A 17,125-nucleotide genomic window follows, 5' to 3' on the forward strand; every position below is an offset into this window, starting at 1 on the left:
GCCGTACTGCTTGTGGGAGCGGGTTTACCCGCGAACAAGGCGACACGGTGTATGGCACCGGCTGCGCCGGTGTTCGCGGGTGAACCCGCTCCCACAACGGCGCACTACTTTCACTTCAGCAAACGATCAACCCTTGGCAGAAACCTTGGGCTTTTTCAGCAGATGCGAGAACACCGCATGCAGATCGTCCGAGGCACTCTCCTCGTCCAGGTTCAGCTTGCTGTCGATGTGGTCCATGTGGTGCATCATCAGGCTCACCGCCTGCTCGGCATCGCGCGCCTCGATGGCATCGATCAGCTGCATGTGTTCGTCATACGAGCAATGCGAACGGTTGCCGCTTTCGTACTGGGCAATGATCAGCGAAGTCTGCGACACCAGGCTGCGCTGGAAGCTGACCAGCGGCGCATTACCCGCGGCCTCGGCCAGCTTGAGGTGGAATTCGCCGGAAAGACGAATGCCGGCACCGCGGTCACCACGGGAAAAGCTGTCGCGCTCCTCACGCACCATCTGCCGCAGCTCGTTGAGCTGCTCGAGGGTAGCGTGCTGCACGGCCAGTTCGGTAATGGCCCTTTCGACCATGCGCCGGGAGAAGAACACCTGGCGGGCCTCTTCCACCGTAGGGCTGGCAACCACCGCGCCGCGGTTCGGCCGCAACAGCACCACGCTTTCGTGGGCCAGACGCGACAAGGCGCGGCGGATGATGGTGCGGCTGACGCCGAAGATCTCGCCCAGCGCTTCCTCGCTCAACTTGGTGCCCGGTGCCAGACGCTGCTCGAGGATCGCCTCGAAAATATGCGCGTAGACGATGTCGTCCTGGGTACCACTGCGGCCGGCCTTGCCGGTACGCGCAGGTTTCTTCAGAGGTTGCAGCTGTTCGTTCATGGGCTCTCGAGGCACGAAGGAAAGTATGGCGCCATTGTACACAGGCTGAGCCGTTTCTGCAGGTGGCCTTTTACCTATATAGCCGTTGTACGACGCATTGCGCACACAAAAGATAAAACATTATTTGCATTCTTTGTACACAAAAGGATAATCCACCGAGCAACTTCTTGACCCGCAAGTCAACAAACCGGTCAGACGTCTGCCTTCCCTCGCGGAGCCGCCAAGTGCATTGCGCAGGCCCCTGGCTCCATAACAACAAGAAAGACTTGAGGAGTACTCGCTGTGGAAAGCCGCAAATCCGAAGCCCCTACGCTGGATCTTGCCCCACCGCTCGAAACGAGCTGGCTGGAGCGGATTTTCAAACTCAAGCAACACGGCAGCACCGTCAGAACCGAAATGATCGCCGGGGTGACCACCTTCATCACCATGGCCTACATCATCTTCGTCAACCCCAACATCATGGCCGACGCCGGCATCGACCACGGTGCCGCTTTCGTCGCCACCTGCATCGCCGCCGCGCTGGGCTGCCTGCTGATGGGGCTGTACGCCAACTGGCCGGTAGGCCTGGCACCAGGCATGGGGCTTAACGCCTTCTTCACCTACACCGTGGTCGGAACCATGGGCTACAACTGGGAAACGGCACTGGGGGCGGTGTTCGTCTCGGGCGTGCTGTTCATGTTCCTGACCTTGTCGAAAGTGCGCGAATGGTTGCTCAACAGCATCCCGGTCAGCCTGCGCCATGCCATGGGGGCCGGCGTCGGATTGTTTCTCGGGCTGATCGGCCTGAAGACGGCAGGCATCATCGTCGACAGCCCCGCTACCCTGATCAAGCTGGGTTCGCTGCATGAGCCAGGGCCACTGCTGGCAGCCGTGTGCTTCCTGCTGATTGCCATCCTCAGCTACAAGCGGGTGTTTGGGGCGATCCTGATCAGCATCATTGGTGTCACCCTGGCGGGTTGGGGGCTGGGCCTGGTCAAGTTCGGCGGGGTGATGTCGATGCCGCCGAGCCTGGCACCGACCTGGATGGCGATGGATGTGGCTGGCGTGTTCAACGTCAGCATGATCAGCGTGGTGCTGGCGTTTCTGTTCGTGCATATGTTCGACACCGCCGGCACGCTGATGGGCGTGGCGCAGCGTGCCAACCTGGTGGCGCCGGACGGGCGCATCGAGAACCTGTCCAAAGCGCTGAAGGCAGACAGTGCTTCGAGCGTGTTCGGCGCAGTGGTCGGTGTGCCGCCGGTGACCAGCTATGTGGAGAGTGCTGCGGGTGTCGCAGCGGGTGGCCGCACTGGCCTGACCGCCGTGGTGGTCGGCCTGCTGTTCATTGCCGCAATGTTCTTCGCGCCGCTGGCCGGGATGATTCCCGCCTATGCCACTGCCGGCGCACTGATCTACGTGGCGATGCTGATGATGGGCAGCATGGCGCATATCCACTGGGACGAAGCTACCGACAGCATTCCGGCAATCGTCACGGTCATCATGATGCCGCTGACCTTCTCGGTCGCCGATGGTATTGCGTTGGGCTTCATCAGCTACGTCGCGTTGAAGGCGGGTACCGGCAAGTACAAGGAAATCTCGGCCAGCCTGTGGGTGCTGTGCGCAATCTTCATTGCCAAGTTCGTGTTCCTCTGACCCCTGCTGCACCAACCAAGGGCGCCTCGGCGCCCTTTCTTTATTTGGCCGGCATCAATCTGCTGACCTGCACCGGCTTTTGTAGGAGCGGCCTTGTGTCGCGAAAGGGCTGCAAAGCAGCCCCAGGGTTTCAGCGCAGATGCACAAATTGCCGGGGCTGCTCCGCAGCCCTTTCGCGACACAAGGCCGCTCCTACAAGGGCCCGCGCTACCTATCAGATGGCAGCTGGCTTGCCGGCGACAAACAGCAGACGAAAAAAAGCCCGCCAGTGTGAGAGCGGGCCAAAGGACCTACGAAGATTCTTCTAGCGACCAACTAGCTTCCACGATAGGTCGAATAGCTGTACGGCGAGATCAGCAGCGGCACGTGGTAGTGCTCCTGCTGCTCGTCGATGCCAAAGCGCAGCACGACAACATCCAGGAACGCCTGGGCTGGCAGCTGTACACCGCGAGCGCGGTAGTAGTCGCCAGCGCTGAACTGCAGCTGGTAGACGCCGGTACGGTAGTCGTCACCCTGCAGCAGCGGCGCGTCGACGCGGCCATCGCTGTTGGTCAGGGCAGTGTTCACCAGCTCCAGCTGCTGGCCTTCGACACGGTACAGCTCGACCTTGATCGAGCTGCCCGGGCAGCCATGCGCGGCATCCAGTACGTGTGTGGTCAAACGTCCCATTGCTTGTCGCCTCTTGTTCAATCTGTGGGCAAAAAATACACGGCCATCATCACGCCAAAGGGCCTGCGATGTGCGGGAATGACGCCATTAAGACATTCCATCGAAAAATTGTACACAATTTTTTGAACCCATGCGTCGCACCCGCCGTTTCTTGCCAATAAACGACCCATCGGTCGCAAATACAGGCGCCGCAAAGACGCCAACGTCATTAGCTGACCAATCAGGCAGGTTTCTTGCACTGTTTTTCCAGGTCGCTTCGAGGCGACAAAAGGGAAGAAATGCGGAAAAACAGGCTTACAAAAGATTTCAGAAGTTGTATACAATCAGCCCATCCGGTGGTGCGACATACCGACGCGGCCCGCCCACCACCCGCACTAACGCACAAGAAGGAAGACTGCAGTGAGCGCTGACTACCCTCGCGACCTGATCGGTTACGGCAACAACCCTCCTCACCCGCAATGGCCGGGCAACGCTCGCATCGCGCTGTCTTTCGTCCTCAACTACGAGGAAGGTGGCGAACGCAACATCCTGCACGGTGACAAGGAGTCCGAAGCTTTCCTCTCGGAAATGGTCGCCGCCCAGCCATTGCAGGGCGTGCGCAACATGAGCATGGAATCGCTGTACGAGTACGGCAGCCGTGCCGGCGTGTGGCGCCTGCTGAAACTGTTCAAGGACAGTGGCGTGCCGCTGACCATCTTCGCCGTGGCCATGGCCGCCCAGCGCCACCCCGACGTGATCCGCGCCATGGCCGAGGCCGGCCATGAAATCTGCAGCCACGGCTACCGCTGGATCGACTACCAGTACATGGACGAGGCCCAGGAGCGCGAGCACATGCTCGAAGCGATCCGCATCCTCACCGAAATCACCGGCGAGCGCCCGCTGGGCTGGTACACCGGCCGCACCGGCCCGAACACCCGCCGCCTGGTGATGGAAGAAGGTGGCTTCCTGTACGACAGCGACACCTATGACGACGACCTGCCCTACTGGGAGCCGAACAACCCTACCGGCAAGCCGCACCTGGTGATCCCCTACACCCTCGACACCAACGACATGCGCTTTACCCAGGTACAGGGCTTCAACTGCGGCGAGCAGTTCTTCCAGTACCTGAAGGACGCATTCGATGTGCTGTACGCCGAAGGCGCCGAGGCCCCGAAGATGCTGTCCATCGGCCTGCATTGCCGCCTGGTCGGCCGTCCGGCACGCCTGGCCGCACTGAAGCGCTTCGTCGATTACGCAAAAAGCCATGACCAGGTCTGGTTCGCCCGTCGCGTGGACATCGCCCGCCACTGGCACGCCACCCACCCGTACAAGAAAGAGAACGCCTGATGACAGCCTTCAAAACCCTCAAGCCATCCGCCCTGAGCCGTGACGCCTTCGTCGAGGCATTCGCCGACATCTACGAGCACTCGCCGTGGGTAGCCGAAAAAGCCTATGACCTGGGCCAACTGGGCGAGCTGGACGAGATCGAGGCGCTGCACCAGCGCATGAGCGACATCCTGCTCAGCGCCAACCACGCCGACCAGCTGGCGCTGATCAACGCTCACCCGGACCTGGCCGGCAAGGCCGCCATCCAGGGCGAGCTGACCGAATCGAGCACCAACGAGCAGGCCGGCGCCGGTATTCACCAGTGCACCGCCGAAGAGTTCGCCCGTTTCACCGAGCTGAACGACGCCTACAAGGCCAAGTTCCAGTTCCCGTTCATCATGGCGGTAAAAGGCAGCAACCGGCACCAGATCCTCGCCTCCTTCGAAAAACGCATTCACAACGATGCCGATGCCGAATTCAAGGAAGCCCTGGCGCAGATCAACCTGATCGCCCTGTTCCGCCTGCTGCAGCTGTAAAGCCGCCGCAACGCTTGAGCCTTATCCAGAACAACGAACATAGAAGAGATATCCGCATGCGCACCCTGATGATCGAGCCCCTGACCAAAGAAGCCTTCGCCCCCTTCGGAGACGTGATCGAAACCGACGGCAGCGACCACTTCATGATCAACAACGGCTCGACCATGCGCTTCCACAAGCTCGCCACGGTCGAAACCGCCGAGCCTGAAGACAAGGCGATCATCAGCATCTTCCGCGCCGACGCGCTGGACATGCCGCTGACCGTGCGCATGCTGGAACGCCATCCGCTGGGCAGCCAGGCTTTCATTCCGCTGCTCGGCAACCCCTTTCTGATCGTGGTCGCGCCAGTTGGCGATGCACCTGTATCAGGCTTGGTCCGAGCCTTCCGCAGTAATGGCAGGCAGGGCGTTAATTACCATCGCGGCGTCTGGCACCACCCGGTGCTGACGATCGAAAAGCGGGATGACTTCCTGGTGGTTGATCGCAGTGGTTCCGGCAACAACTGCGACGAGCATTACTTCACCGAGGAACAGATGCTGGTCCTCAATCCCCACCAATAAGAAAAGGTCGGTCATTCAAGGGCTTTGCCCGAGCGGGTGACCGGCAAGAGGTACATACTGTGGAAGCACACCTTCACGAATGGCTGAACCTGAGCATTCGCTGGGTTCACATGATCACCGGTGTCGCCTGGATCGGTGCATCGTTCTACTTCGTCTGGCTGGAGAACCACCTGAACCGAAGCAACCCGCGCGATGGGTTGTCGGGTGATCTCTGGGCAATTCACGGCGGTGGTATCTACCACCTGGAGAAATACAAGCTCGCCCCCCCGAAAATGCCCGAGAACCTGCACTGGTTCAAATGGGAAGCCTATTTCACCTGGATGTCCGGTATCGCCCTGTTGTGCGTGGTGTTCTACTGGAACCCGGCCCTGTACCTGCTGGCCCCTGGCAGCACCCTCAGCGGTACCGAAGGCGTGGCCATCGGTATCGGCTCGCTGATCGCCGGCTGGTTCATCTACGACTTCCTGTGCGATTCGCCCCTGGGCAAGAAACCAGCGCTGCTCGGTGCCGTACTGTTCGTGCTGATCATCGCCGCGTGCTGGGGCTTCAGCCTGGTGTTCAGCGGCCGTGGTGCATACCTGCACACCGGCGCGATCATCGGCACCATCATGGTCGGCAACGTGTTCCGCATCATCATGCCGGCCCAGCGCCAGCTGGTGGCTGCGATCGAGAACAACCAGACCCCGGACCCGGTACTGCCGGCCAAGGGCCTGCTGCGCTCGCGCCACAACAACTACTTCACCTTGCCGGTGCTGTTCATCATGATCAGCAACCACTTCCCGAGCACCTACGGTAGCCAGTACAACTGGCTGATCCTGGCCGGTATCGCAGTAGCCGCGGTCCTGATCCGCCACTACTTCAACACCCGCCACGACAGCAACAAGTACGCCTGGACCCTGCCGGTCGGCGCCCTGGCGATGATCTGCCTGGCCTACGTCACCGGTCCGAAACCGATGGCCGTCAGCCCTGAGCAAGCCGCGGCGAAGGTCGAGTACCAGCCACTGCCTGCGACCGCTGTAGGTGGCAAGACCGCTGCCGAGCAACGCGCCGAGGAGGCCGCCAAGGCTGCCGCAGCGCCTGCCGCACCGGCAGAAGCCCCTGCCCAGGCCACGGCCCAGGCTGGCGGCGAGAGCTTCGACAAGATCCACAATGTCATCCAGGAACGCTGCACCGTGTGCCACTCGTCCAAGCCGACCAGCCCACTGTTCAGCGCCGCCCCTGCCGGCGTGATGTTCGACACCCCGCAGCAGATCCAGGCCCAGGCCGCGCGCATCCAGGCGCAAGCGGTCGCCAGCCAGATCATGCCGCTGGGCAACATCACCCAGATGACCACCGAAGAGCGCAAGCTGGTCGGTGACTGGATCGCCAAAGGCGCCCCGGTCAACTGAAACACAATTGTCGGGATAACACCGCCCCTGTAGGAGCGGGTTCACCCGCGAAGAGGCCGGCACTCCCGGCCTCTGTTTCAAGACATACGCAACAAGCAAGCATCGAGCGTTCAGCCTCAAGCGGGAACCTCAGGCTTTCTTAACCGGAAGCCTGCCGCCTGAGGCCGGCGCTTGGATCCGAGAATAAAAACAAAACTCGAGGTGCTGCATGTCCGAGTCACGCAAGGCGTATATCCCTGTTGCGCCGCCGCGCGAGCCCTTGCCCCTGTTCCAACTGATCCTGGTTGGCCTGCAACACGTTCTGCTGATGTACGGCGGCGCCATCGCCGTGCCATTGATCATCGGCCAGGCCGCCGGGCTGTCCCGTGAAGAAGTCGCTTTTCTGATCAACGCCGACCTGCTGGTCGCTGGCGTCGCCACCATCATCCAGTCCTTCGGTATCGGCCCGGTGGGCATCCGCATGCCGGTGATGATGGGTGCCAGTTTCGCTGCCGTCGGCAGCATGGTGGCCATGGCCGGCATGCCCGGCGTAGGCCTGCAGGGGATCTTCGGTGCCACCATCGCCGCCGGCTTCTTCGGCATGCTGATCGCGCCGTTCATGTCCAAGGTCGTACGCTTCTTCCCGCCACTGGTCACCGGCACGGTGATCACCTCGATTGGCCTGTCGCTGTTCCCGGTGGCAGTCAACTGGGCCGGTGGCGGTCAGGAAGCAGGGACCTTCGGTTCGCCGATCTACCTGCTGGTGGCCGGCCTGGTGCTGGCAGTAATCCTGCTGATCAACCGTTTCATGCGCGGTTTCTGGGTCAACGTGTCGGTGCTGGTGGGAATGGGCCTGGGCTACATCCTGGCCGGCTCCATCGGCATGGTCGACCTGTCGGGCCTGAACGACGCACCGTGGCTGCAAGTGGTGACCCCACTGCACTTCGGCATGCCGACCTTCAGCCTGGCGCCGATCCTGTCGATGTGCCTGGTGGTGGTGATCATCTTCGTCGAGTCCACGGGCATGTTCCTGGCCCTGGGCAAGGTGACCGATCGTGAAGTTACCCCGGGGATGCTGCGCCGCGGCTTGCTGTGCGATGCTGGCGCGTCGTTCATCGCCGGCTTCTTCAACACCTTTACCCACTCCTCGTTCGCCCAGAACATCGGCCTGGTGCAGATGACCGGGGTGCGCTGCCGCTATGTCACCATCGTGGCCGGTGCCCTGCTGATCCTGCTCAGCCTGCTGCCCAAGGCGGCCTTCCTGATTGCCTCGATCCCGCCTGCAGTACTAGGCGGCGCGTCCATCGCCATGTTCGGCATGGTCACCGCCACCGGGATCAAGATTCTCCAGGAGGCGGACATCGGCGACCGTCGCAACCAGTTGCTGGTCGCGGTGAGCGTCGGCTTCGGGTTGATCCCCGTGGTACGTCCGGAGTTCTTCGCCCAGATGCCCCAGTGGATGGAACCCATCACCCACAGTGGTATCGCCATGGCCACGGTCAGTGCCCTGGTGTTGAACGTGCTGTTCAACATCCTGGGTGGTGCCGACCGTGCGGTGCACAACGACGCCTGTCACCAGCATTGAGCACAGGGGGGCGGCGCATTGCCGCCCCACCTCGAATTCGCCGTAAACGCTACACCGTCGGCCCGCCGGAATGGGCCGTCCGGGGCGCCTGCGCGCCAAAAAAACCAAACAAAAACAATAAGTCCGGGAACCACAACATGAAACGCATCACCTCGTCCCTCTTGCTGGGCAGCAGCCTGCTGGCCACCGTCCCCGCCCACGCTGGCGAATGGCTGCAGTGGCATGGCGAAAGCCTGACCTACCTGTACGGCAAGGATTTCAAGGTCAACCCACGCATCCAGCAGACAGTGACCTTCGAGCACGCCAACAAATGGAAGTACGGCGATACCTTCATGTTCGTCGACAAGATCTTCTACAACGGCAAGCCCGACCCGGGCAAAGGCGTGACCACCTACTACGGTGAGTTCAGCCCGCGCCTGTCGTTCGGCAAGATCTTCGACCAGAAGCTGGCGTTCGGCCCGATCAAGGATGTACTGCTGGCCATGACCTACGAGCGTGGCGAGGGCGACAACGAGGCCTACCTGATCGGCCCCGGCTTCGACCTGGACATACCCGGCTTCAACTACTTCACCCTCAACTTCTACCTGCGCAACACCGAAGGTAGCCGCCCCGGTGACAATGTCTGGCAGATCACCCCAGCCTTCTCGTACACCATTCCGGTGGGCAAATCCGACATTCTGATCGACGGTTACATGGACTGGGTGGTCGACAACGACCAGACCCGCCGCGGTACCTACCATGCCAACCTGCAGTTCAACCCACAGGTCAAGTACGACCTGGGCAAAGCCCTGAACCTGGGCGCCAAGCAGCTGTACGTGGGCATCGAGTACAGCTACTGGAAGGACAAGTACGGCATCGACAGCCAAGGCAACATCGACAGCAACCAGAGCGTCACCAGTGCCCTGATCAAGGTGCACTTCTAGAAAACTGACCAAACGCACAAGTTTGATCCACCCTGCTCCAGGACGGAGCACTTGAGGCAAGGCGCGCAAGCCAGTAATCTGCGCGCCCCCTCGATCAGGGCAGAAGGGATTCTGCCTGCGTTTACTGACCGCTCAGTCAATGAATACGGGCGGTTGGCCAACGTGTTGCCAGCCTGAAAGACCCTTTTCATCCGTTCAGAACGAAGTCGAGCAGGAAGGTTTTGCCAGCCCAGGAAAGTTGGCTCAACCCTTGCCAAACTGCTGTGGCCTATCGAAAAAAGCTGACTCGCAAGACAAAAAAAGCGCCAACAACGAGCGCTGACAATAGATCAATCAAGGGAGCGACACTCGCAATGCGTACCATCAACAGCCTGATCCTCGCCGGCGGCCTGCTGGCCTGTGGCACCACCTTCGGCGGCGACCTGCTGCAGTGGCAGAACAACAGCCTGACCTACCTGTGGGGCAAGAACTTCAAGGTCAACCCGTCGATCCAGCAAACCGTGACCTTCGAGCACGCTGATGGCTGGAAGTACGGCGACAACTTCATCTTTGTCGACAAGATCTTCTACCAGGGCCAGAAAGATGAGGGCAATGGCCCGAACACCTACTATGGCGAAATCAGCCCGCGCCTGTCGTTCGGCAAGATCTTCGACCAGAAGCTGGCCTTCGGCCCGGTCAAGGACGTGCTGCTGGCGATGACCTACGAGTTCGGCGAAGGTGATACCGAGTCGTACCTGATCGGCCCGGGCTTCGACCTGGACATCCCTGGCTTCGACTACTTCCAGCTTAACTTCTACAACCGCACCACCGACGGCAGCCGCGCCGGCGACAACGTATGGCAGATCACCCCGGTATGGTCGTACACCATTCCGGTCGGTTCGTCCGATGTGCTGATCGACGGTTTCATGGACTGGGTGGTGGACAACGACGAAAACCGCCGCGGCACCTATCAGGCCAACCTGCACTTCAACCCGCAGATCAAGTATGACCTGGGCAAGGCCTTGCACCTGGGCGAGAAGCAGCTGTATGTGGGTGTGGAATACGACTACTGGAAGAACAAGTACGGCATCAAGGACAGCGATGCCTTCACCACTGATCAGAACACCATGAGCTTCTTGGTCAAGGTTCACTTCTGATCTGAGTAAAGGGGCCGCCTTGCGGCCCATTCGCGGGTAAACCCGCTCCCACAGGGTCCGCACCGGGTTCATGGCAGACGTTATACATGTGGGAGCGGGTTCACCCGCGAACCGGGGCGAAGCCCCGGCCAGGCAGCATCAACTGGCCGGCCGAACCGCCCGCCACAATTTCCCCGCAATGCCCACCACGGCCAGCACCACGGCACCGGCCACAACCCCGACACCGCCGTTCAGCAGCGCCACGGTAAACGCCCCACCACGTCCTTCACTGAATGCCTCGATGGCATGATGCAAAGGCTCGATGCCATGCACCAGGATCCCGCCACCGACCAGGAACATGGCCGCCGTGCCGATCACCGACAGGCTCTTCATCATGTACGGCGCGGCCCGCAGAATACCGCTCCCCACCGCCCTGGCCAGGCGTGAAGCCTTCTGGGTCATCCACAGCCCCAGGTCATCGAGCTTGACGATACCGCCCACCAGCCCGTACACGCCGATGGTCATGACCACCGCGATGCCCGACAGCACGACGATCTGCTGGGTCAACGGCGAGTCGGCAACAATGCCCAGAGTGATGGCGATGATTTCCGCCGAAAGGATGAAGTCGGTACGTACCGCCCCCTTGATCTTGGCTTTCTCGAACGCCACCAGGTCGACGTTGGCATCGGCCACCGCCACCTTGCGCGCTTCATGCTCGGCGTCATCCTCGGCCTTGCTGTGCAGGAACTTGTGCGCCAGTTTCTCGAAGCCTTCGAAGCACAGGTATGCACCGCCCAGCATCAACAATGGCGTCACCGCCCACGGGATGAACGCACTGATCAGCAGCGCCGCCGGCACCAGGATGGCCTTGTTCACCAGCGACCCTTTGGCCACCGCCCACACCACAGGCAGCTCGCGCTCGGCACGCACCCCGGTGACCTGCTGGGCATTGAGTGCCAGGTCATCGCCCAACACGCCTGCGGTCTTTTTCGCCGCCACCTTGGTCATCACCGAGACGTCATCGAGTACCGTGGCGATGTCGTCGATCAGTACCAGTAGACTGCTTCCTGCCATGTTTGCCTGCATCCAGAAGAATAAGTGTCGAGGATTCTAGCCCAAAGCCGCTGCCTTGAGCGCCCGTCGAGCCCGGTGCTACCATGCCCGATCCCTCTTAGAGGTGGCCAGACACGAGGAAGATCCCTGACCATGAGCACCATTCGCGAGCGCAACAAGGAACTGATCCTGCGCGCGGCCAGCGAGGAATTCGCCGACAAGGGCTTCGCCGCCACCAAGACCAGCGATATCGCGGCCAAGGCCGGCCTGCCCAAGCCGAACGTGTATTACTACTTCAAATCCAAGGACAACCTCTACCGCGAGGTCCTGGAAAGCATCATCGCGCCGATCATGCAGGCGTCGACCCCGTTCAATGCCGACGGTGACCCCAAGGAAGTGCTGAGCGCGTACATCCGTTCGAAGATCCGCATTTCCCGCGACCTGCCGCATGCGTCCAAGGTGTTCGCCAGCGAGATCATGCACGGCGCCCCGCACCTGTCGCCGAACCAGGTAGCGCAGCTGAACGAGCAGGCGCGGCATAACATCGAGTGCATCCAGCGCTGGATCGACAGCGGGCAGATCGCCCATGTGGATGCGCATCACCTGATGTTCAGCATCTGGGCTGCGACCCAGACCTACGCCGATTTCGACTGGCAGATCTCTGCGGTGACCGGCAAGGCCAAGCTGGCCGACAGCGATTATGACGCCGCGGCGGAGACCATAATCCGCATGGTGCTCAAGGGGTGTGAGCCTGAGCTAGCCTGACAGGGCCAGTGGGGCTGCTTTGCAGCCCATCGCCGGCAAGCCAGCTCCCACAGGTACACCACAGTTTTCAAGGTCTGTGGCGGCTCTGTGGGAGCTGGCTTGCCGGCGATAGGGCCGGAACAGGCAATAGAGAATCAGGCTGCTACACCCGCATCCGCCTTCAACCCCATCTCCTCGATCGCACTGATCGCGCACTGCTCGTCGATATCCGACGTATCGCCGCTAATCCCTACCGCACCCAGCACCTTGCCGTCCTGATCACGCACCAGCACACCACCCGGCGCTGGCACAACCGGCCGCTCGCCCAACCCGTTCAGCGCAGCAAAAAACGCCGGCCGTTGCTGCGCGTCCAGCGCCAGCAGACGCGACCCCTTGCCCAGGGCAATCGCCCCCCAGGCCTTGCCGGTAGCCACCTCCGGCCGGATCAGGCTGGCGCCATCCTCGCGCTGCAGCGCCAGTAAGTGGCCGCCGGCATCCAGCACTGCCACGGTCAGTGGCGCGGCGTTGATCTTGCGGCCCGCCGCCAGCGCGGCATTTACCAGGCTGACCGCGACTTTCAGGTTCAAAGCGTTCATGGAAAGGTCCTCTTCTTGTTGTAGAAGCCCTGAGGGCAGGTGAAAAACCGGTAAGCCAATAGAACACAACTGAATCTATTTTTGTATACAATAAATTGAAACGATCGTATGCGAGATTGCAAACGCCCGTTTTCACGGGCGCTTGAACGAAAGCGACCTTGTCCGACGAAAACCCGTTGACCTGAGCGGCCAGCCGTGAATACACTCTGGCACAAAGCAAGTTGTATACAATTACAAAATCGATGAGGCACAAACCATGAGCAAAATGAGAGCAATCGATGCAGCCGTTCTGGTCATGCGCCGTGAAGGTGTAGATACCGCGTTTGGCATCCCGGGGGCTGCCATCAACCCGTTGTACTCGGCCCTGAAGAAAGTCGGTGGCATCGATCACGTCCTCGCTCGCCACGTCGAAGGCGCCTCGCACATGGCCGAGGGTTACACCCGCGCCAACCCAGGCAACATCGGCGTGTGCATCGGCACCTCCGGCCCAGCCGGCACCGACATGGTCACCGGCCTGTACAGTGCCTCCGCCGACTCCATCCCGATCCTCTGCATCACCGGCCAGGCACCACGTGCCCGCCTGCACAAGGAAGACTTCCAGGCTGTCGACATCACCAACATCGTCAAGCCGGTCACCAAGTGGGCCACCACCGTCCTGGAACCAGGCCAGGTGCCTTACGCCTTCCAGAAGGCCTTCTATGAAATGCGCACCGGCCGCCCAGGCCCGGTACTGATCGACCTGCCGTTCGACGTGCAGATGGCGGAAATCGAATTCGACATCGACGCCTACGAACCACTGCCAGTACACAAGCCATCCGCCACCCGCGTACAGGCCGAAAAAGCCCTGGCCCTGCTCAATGACGCCGAGCGCCCGCTGCTGGTAGCCGGTGGCGGCATCATCAACGCCGACGCCAGCGACAAACTGGTCGAGTTCGCCGAACTGACCGGTGTACCGGTAATCCCGACCCTGATGGGCTGGGGCACCATCCCGGATGACCACGCACAGATGGTCGGCATGGTCGGCCTGCAGACTTCGCACCGCTATGGCAACGCCACCCTGCTGAAATCCGACCTGGTGTTCGGTATCGGTAACCGCTGGGCCAACCGCCACACCGGTTCCGTCGACGTCTACACCGAAGGCCGCAAGTTCGTGCACGTGGACATCGAGCCGACCCAGATCGGCCGCGTGTTCACTCCGGACCTGGGTATCGTTTCCGACGCCGGCAAGGCACTGGACGTGTTCCTCGAAGTGGCCCGCGAGTGGAAAGCCGCCGGCAAGCTGAAATGCCGCAAGGCCTGGCTGCAAGACTGCCAGGAGCGCAAGGCCACCCTGCAGCGCAAGACCCACTTCGACAACGTGCCGGTCAAGCCGCAGCGCGTCTACGAAGAAATGAACCAGGTATTCGGCAAGGACACCTGCTACGTCAGCACCATCGGTCTGTCGCAGATCGCCGGCGCGCAGTTCCTGCACGTGTACAAGCCACGCCACTGGATCAACTGCGGCCAGGCCGGCCCGCTGGGCTGGACCATCCCTGCCGCCCTCGGTGTGGTCAAGGCCGATCCGAAGCGCAAGGTGGTCGCGCTGTCGGGTGACTACGACTTCCAGTTCATGATCGAAGAGCTGGCGGTGGGCGCACAGTTCAACCTGCCATACGTGCACGTACTGGTGAACAACGCCTACCTGGGCCTGATCCGTCAGGCGCAACGTGGCTTCGACATGGATTACTGTGTTCAACTGGCGTTCGAGAACATCAACTCGACCGACGCCGCCACGTACGGTGTCGACCATGTCGCCGTGGTCGAAGGCCTGGGCTGCAAGGCCATTCGTGTGTTCGAGCCGGCCGAGATCGCCCCTGCCCTGCTCAAGGCACAGAAGATGGCCGAAGAGTTCCGTGTACCGGTGGTGGTCGAAGTGATTCTCGAACGTGTGACCAACATTTCCATGGGCACCGAGATCAACGCGGTCAACGAGTTCGAAGACCTGGCCCTGGTCGGCAACGACGCGCCAACCGCCATCTCGCTGCTGGACTGATCGCCTGACGCCCCCGTGCCGGCCCCTACCTGAGGGCGCCGGGGGCCTTCATCGCAAGGAGACACAACATGCCTCGCTTCGCTGCCAACCTGTCCATGCTGTTCACCGAACAGGACTTCCTGGCCCGCTTCAAGGCTGCTGCCGATGCTGGTTTCAGCGGCGTCGAATACCTCTTCCCTTACGACTTCAGCGCTGCCGAGATCAAGCAGCAGCTGGACGCCAACGGCCTGACCCAGGTGCTGTTCAACCTGCCGGCGGGCGATTGGGCCAAGGGTGAGCGCGGTATCACCTGCCACCCTGACCGTGTCGAGGAGTTCCGCGCCGGTGTCGACAAGGCCATCGAATACGCCAAGGTGCTGGGTAACACCCAGGTCAACGCCTTGGCCGGCATTCGCCCACAAGGCCCGGACTGCGCCACCGTGCGCAAGACCTTCGTGGAAAACCTGCGCTACGCCGCGGACAAGCTGAAAGCCGCCGGGATCCGTCTGGTCATGGAAATGATCAACACCCGCGACATCCCCGGCTTCTACCTGAACACCACCAAACAGGCCCTGGAAATCCAGGCCGAGGTTGGCAGCGACAACCTGTTCCTGCAGTACGACATCTACCACATGCAGATCATGGAAGGTGACCTGGCTCGTACCATGGAAGCCAACCTGAAACTGATCAACCACATCCAGCTGGCCGACAACCCCGGCCGCAACGAGCCAGGCACCGGCGAGATCAACTACCGCTTCCTGTTCGAGCACCTGGACCGCATCGGCTACCAGGGCTGGGTGGGCGCGGAGTACAAGCCGCTGACCACCACCGAAGCGGGCCTGGGCTGGCTGAAGACCCATAACGCTATTTAAGGACCACACGCACCTTGTAGGAGCGGCCTTGTGTCGCGAAAGGGGTGCGCAGCGCCCCCAGGATTTCAGCTACGGCATAGATTGCCGGGGCTGCTGCGCAGCCCATCGCGACGCAAGGCCGCTCCTACACGGGGCCGTGTTGTCTGCTCCATCGAGATTCAACAAATACAACGAGGTAATCTCTCATGGCTAAAATCGGTTTCATCGGCACCGGCATCATGGGCAAGCCCATGGCTCAGAACCTGCAGAAAGCAGGTCACAGCATCTTCGTTTCCACTCACCACGACGCTGCCCCGGCCGACCTGATCGCCGCCGGTGCCGTGGCCCTGGCCAACCCGAAGGAAGTTGCCCAGGAAGCCGAGTTCATCATTGTCATGGTCCCCGACACCCCGCAGGTCGAAAGCGTCCTGTTCGGTGACAACGGCGTGGCCGAAGGCGTGGGCCCGAACAAGGTCGTGATCGACATGAGCTCGATCTCCCCTACCGCTACCAAAGCCTTCGCCGAGAAGATCAAGGCCACTGGCGCTGCCTACCTGGACGCCCCGGTGTCCGGCGGCGAAGTCGGTGCCAAGGCCGCGACCCTGAGCATCATGGTCGGCGGCTGCCCGAAAGCCTTCGAACGCACCCTGCCGCTGTTCGAAGCCATGGGCAAGAACATCACCCGCGTCGGTGGCAATGGCGACGGCCAGACCGCCAAGGTGGCCAACCAGATCATCGTTGCCCTGAACATCCAGGCCGTTGCCGAAGCCCTGCTGTTCGCCGCAAAGAACGGCGCCGACCCGGCCAAGGTACGTGAAGCACTGATGGGCGGCTTCGCCTCGTCGAAGATCCTCGAAGTGCACGCCGAGCGCATGATCAAGGGCACCTTCGACCCAGGCTTCCGCATCAACCTGCACCAGAAGGACCTGAACCTGGCCCTGCAGGGTGCCAAGGAACTGGGCATCAACCTGCCCAACACCTCCAATGCCCAGCAAGTGTTCAACACCTGCCAGGCCCTGGGCGGCGGCAACTGGGACCACTCGGCGCTGATCAAAGGCCTGGAGCACATGGCCAACTTCTCGATCCGCGACGAAAAGTAATTCGAATTCGGGGGCTGCTGCGCAGCCCAATCGCCGGCAAGCCAGCTCCCACAGGGACCGCACAATCCCTCAATCCTGTGGTGTACCTGTGGGAGCTGGCTTGCCGGCGATGAATTCAACACCGCTGAACCTGCGACCACAGGTTCAAAGGTGGCACCGAGCAACACCCGCCCCTGGTTCAGCCTGCACGGAGGCA

General features: G+C 61.4%; 16 protein-coding genes. 12 read left to right on the forward strand and 4 right to left on the reverse strand.

Annotated features, from left to right (window positions below; all coding sequences use genetic code 11):
- Positions 1-126: 126 nt before the first annotated feature.
- Positions 127-882: a GntR family transcriptional regulator gene (locus tag V3314_RS22130; RefSeq protein WP_015271161.1), complete on the reverse strand. Its 756-nt coding sequence runs from the start codon at positions 880-882 to the stop codon at positions 127-129.
- A gap of 312 nt (positions 883-1,194) precedes the next feature.
- Here V3314_RS22130 and V3314_RS22135 point away from each other — a divergent pair, with 312 nt between their 5' ends.
- Positions 1,195-2,514 carry an NCS2 family permease gene (locus V3314_RS22135; RefSeq protein WP_153671158.1) on the forward strand — a complete coding sequence of 440 codons (1,320 nt, stop codon included), beginning with the start codon at positions 1,195-1,197 and terminating at the stop codon, positions 2,512-2,514.
- A 315-nt stretch (positions 2,515-2,829) separates the two neighbouring features.
- Here V3314_RS22135 and uraH read toward each other — a convergent pair whose 3' ends face one another.
- The gene (gene uraH / locus V3314_RS22140; RefSeq protein WP_003259496.1) at positions 2,830-3,183 is read right to left on the reverse strand and encodes a hydroxyisourate hydrolase; all 354 of its coding nucleotides are present in this window, start codon (positions 3,181-3,183) and stop codon (positions 2,830-2,832) included.
- A gap of 399 nt (positions 3,184-3,582) precedes the next feature.
- Here uraH and puuE point away from each other — a divergent pair, with 399 nt between their 5' ends.
- From puuE to V3314_RS22175, 7 genes are all read left to right on the forward strand, one after another.
- Positions 3,583-4,509: an allantoinase PuuE gene (gene puuE, locus V3314_RS22145; RefSeq protein WP_013973531.1), complete on the forward strand. Its 927-nt coding sequence runs from the start codon at positions 3,583-3,585 to the stop codon at positions 4,507-4,509.
- Entirely contained in the window at positions 4,509-5,024 is a 516-nt protein-coding gene (uraD, locus tag V3314_RS22150; RefSeq protein ID WP_046615032.1) for a 2-oxo-4-hydroxy-4-carboxy-5-ureidoimidazoline decarboxylase, read from the forward strand. The genes puuE and uraD overlap by 1 nt, the downstream gene beginning before the upstream one ends.
- 56 nt (positions 5,025-5,080) lie before the next feature.
- Entirely contained in the window at positions 5,081-5,584 is a 504-nt protein-coding gene (locus tag V3314_RS22155) for an ureidoglycolate lyase (protein WP_003259500.1), read from the forward strand.
- A 59-nt stretch (positions 5,585-5,643) separates the two neighbouring features.
- The gene (locus V3314_RS22160; RefSeq protein WP_338459647.1) at positions 5,644-6,972 is read left to right on the forward strand and encodes a urate hydroxylase PuuD; all 1,329 of its coding nucleotides are present in this window, start codon (positions 5,644-5,646) and stop codon (positions 6,970-6,972) included.
- A 208-nt stretch (positions 6,973-7,180) separates the two neighbouring features.
- Positions 7,181-8,536: a nucleobase:cation symporter-2 family protein gene (locus tag V3314_RS22165; protein ID WP_046615030.1), complete on the forward strand. Its 1,356-nt coding sequence runs from the start codon at positions 7,181-7,183 to the stop codon at positions 8,534-8,536.
- Positions 8,537-8,673: 137 nt separating this feature from the next.
- A complete protein-coding gene (locus V3314_RS22170; protein WP_046615029.1) occupies positions 8,674-9,459 on the forward strand; it encodes an outer membrane protein OmpK in 786 nt (261 codons plus the stop codon).
- A 353-nt stretch (positions 9,460-9,812) separates the two neighbouring features.
- Entirely contained in the window at positions 9,813-10,595 is a 783-nt protein-coding gene (locus V3314_RS22175) for an outer membrane protein OmpK (protein WP_046615028.1), read from the forward strand.
- Positions 10,596-10,733: 138 nt separating this feature from the next.
- Here the strand turns inward: V3314_RS22175 and V3314_RS22180 are convergent, their stop codons facing one another.
- Positions 10,734-11,648 (reverse strand): DUF808 domain-containing protein, encoded by a 915-nt coding sequence (locus V3314_RS22180; RefSeq protein WP_046615027.1) that lies wholly within the window; start codon positions 11,646-11,648, stop codon positions 10,734-10,736.
- 132 nt (positions 11,649-11,780) lie between these two features.
- Here V3314_RS22180 and V3314_RS22185 point away from each other — a divergent pair, with 132 nt between their 5' ends.
- Positions 11,781-12,392, forward strand: a complete 612-nt coding sequence (locus tag V3314_RS22185) for a TetR/AcrR family transcriptional regulator (protein WP_338459649.1) — start codon at positions 11,781-11,783, stop codon at positions 12,390-12,392.
- 134 nt (positions 12,393-12,526) lie between these two features.
- Here the strand turns inward: V3314_RS22185 and V3314_RS22190 are convergent, their stop codons facing one another.
- Positions 12,527-12,967 (reverse strand): heme-binding protein, encoded by a 441-nt coding sequence (locus tag V3314_RS22190; protein ID WP_046615026.1) that lies wholly within the window; start codon positions 12,965-12,967, stop codon positions 12,527-12,529.
- A 256-nt stretch (positions 12,968-13,223) separates the two neighbouring features.
- Between V3314_RS22190 and gcl the strand changes: the two genes are divergently transcribed.
- From gcl to V3314_RS22205, 3 genes are all read left to right on the forward strand, one after another.
- Complete coding sequence (gene gcl, locus V3314_RS22195; protein WP_085601235.1) at positions 13,224-14,999, forward strand: glyoxylate carboligase; 1,776 nt, start codon at positions 13,224-13,226, stop codon at positions 14,997-14,999.
- Positions 15,000-15,067: 68 nt separating this feature from the next.
- The gene (hyi, locus tag V3314_RS22200) at positions 15,068-15,850 is read left to right on the forward strand and encodes a hydroxypyruvate isomerase (RefSeq protein WP_003259508.1); all 783 of its coding nucleotides are present in this window, start codon (positions 15,068-15,070) and stop codon (positions 15,848-15,850) included.
- A 185-nt stretch (positions 15,851-16,035) separates the two neighbouring features.
- Positions 16,036-16,929 (forward strand): 2-hydroxy-3-oxopropionate reductase, encoded by an 894-nt coding sequence (locus tag V3314_RS22205; RefSeq protein WP_046615025.1) that lies wholly within the window; start codon positions 16,036-16,038, stop codon positions 16,927-16,929.
- Positions 16,930-17,125 lie beyond the last annotated feature (196 nt).

This window comes from Pseudomonas sp. TE3-3-F2023 (genome assembly GCF_036784815.1).
GTDB lineage: Bacteria > Pseudomonadota > Gammaproteobacteria > Pseudomonadales > Pseudomonadaceae > Aquipseudomonas > Aquipseudomonas pudica.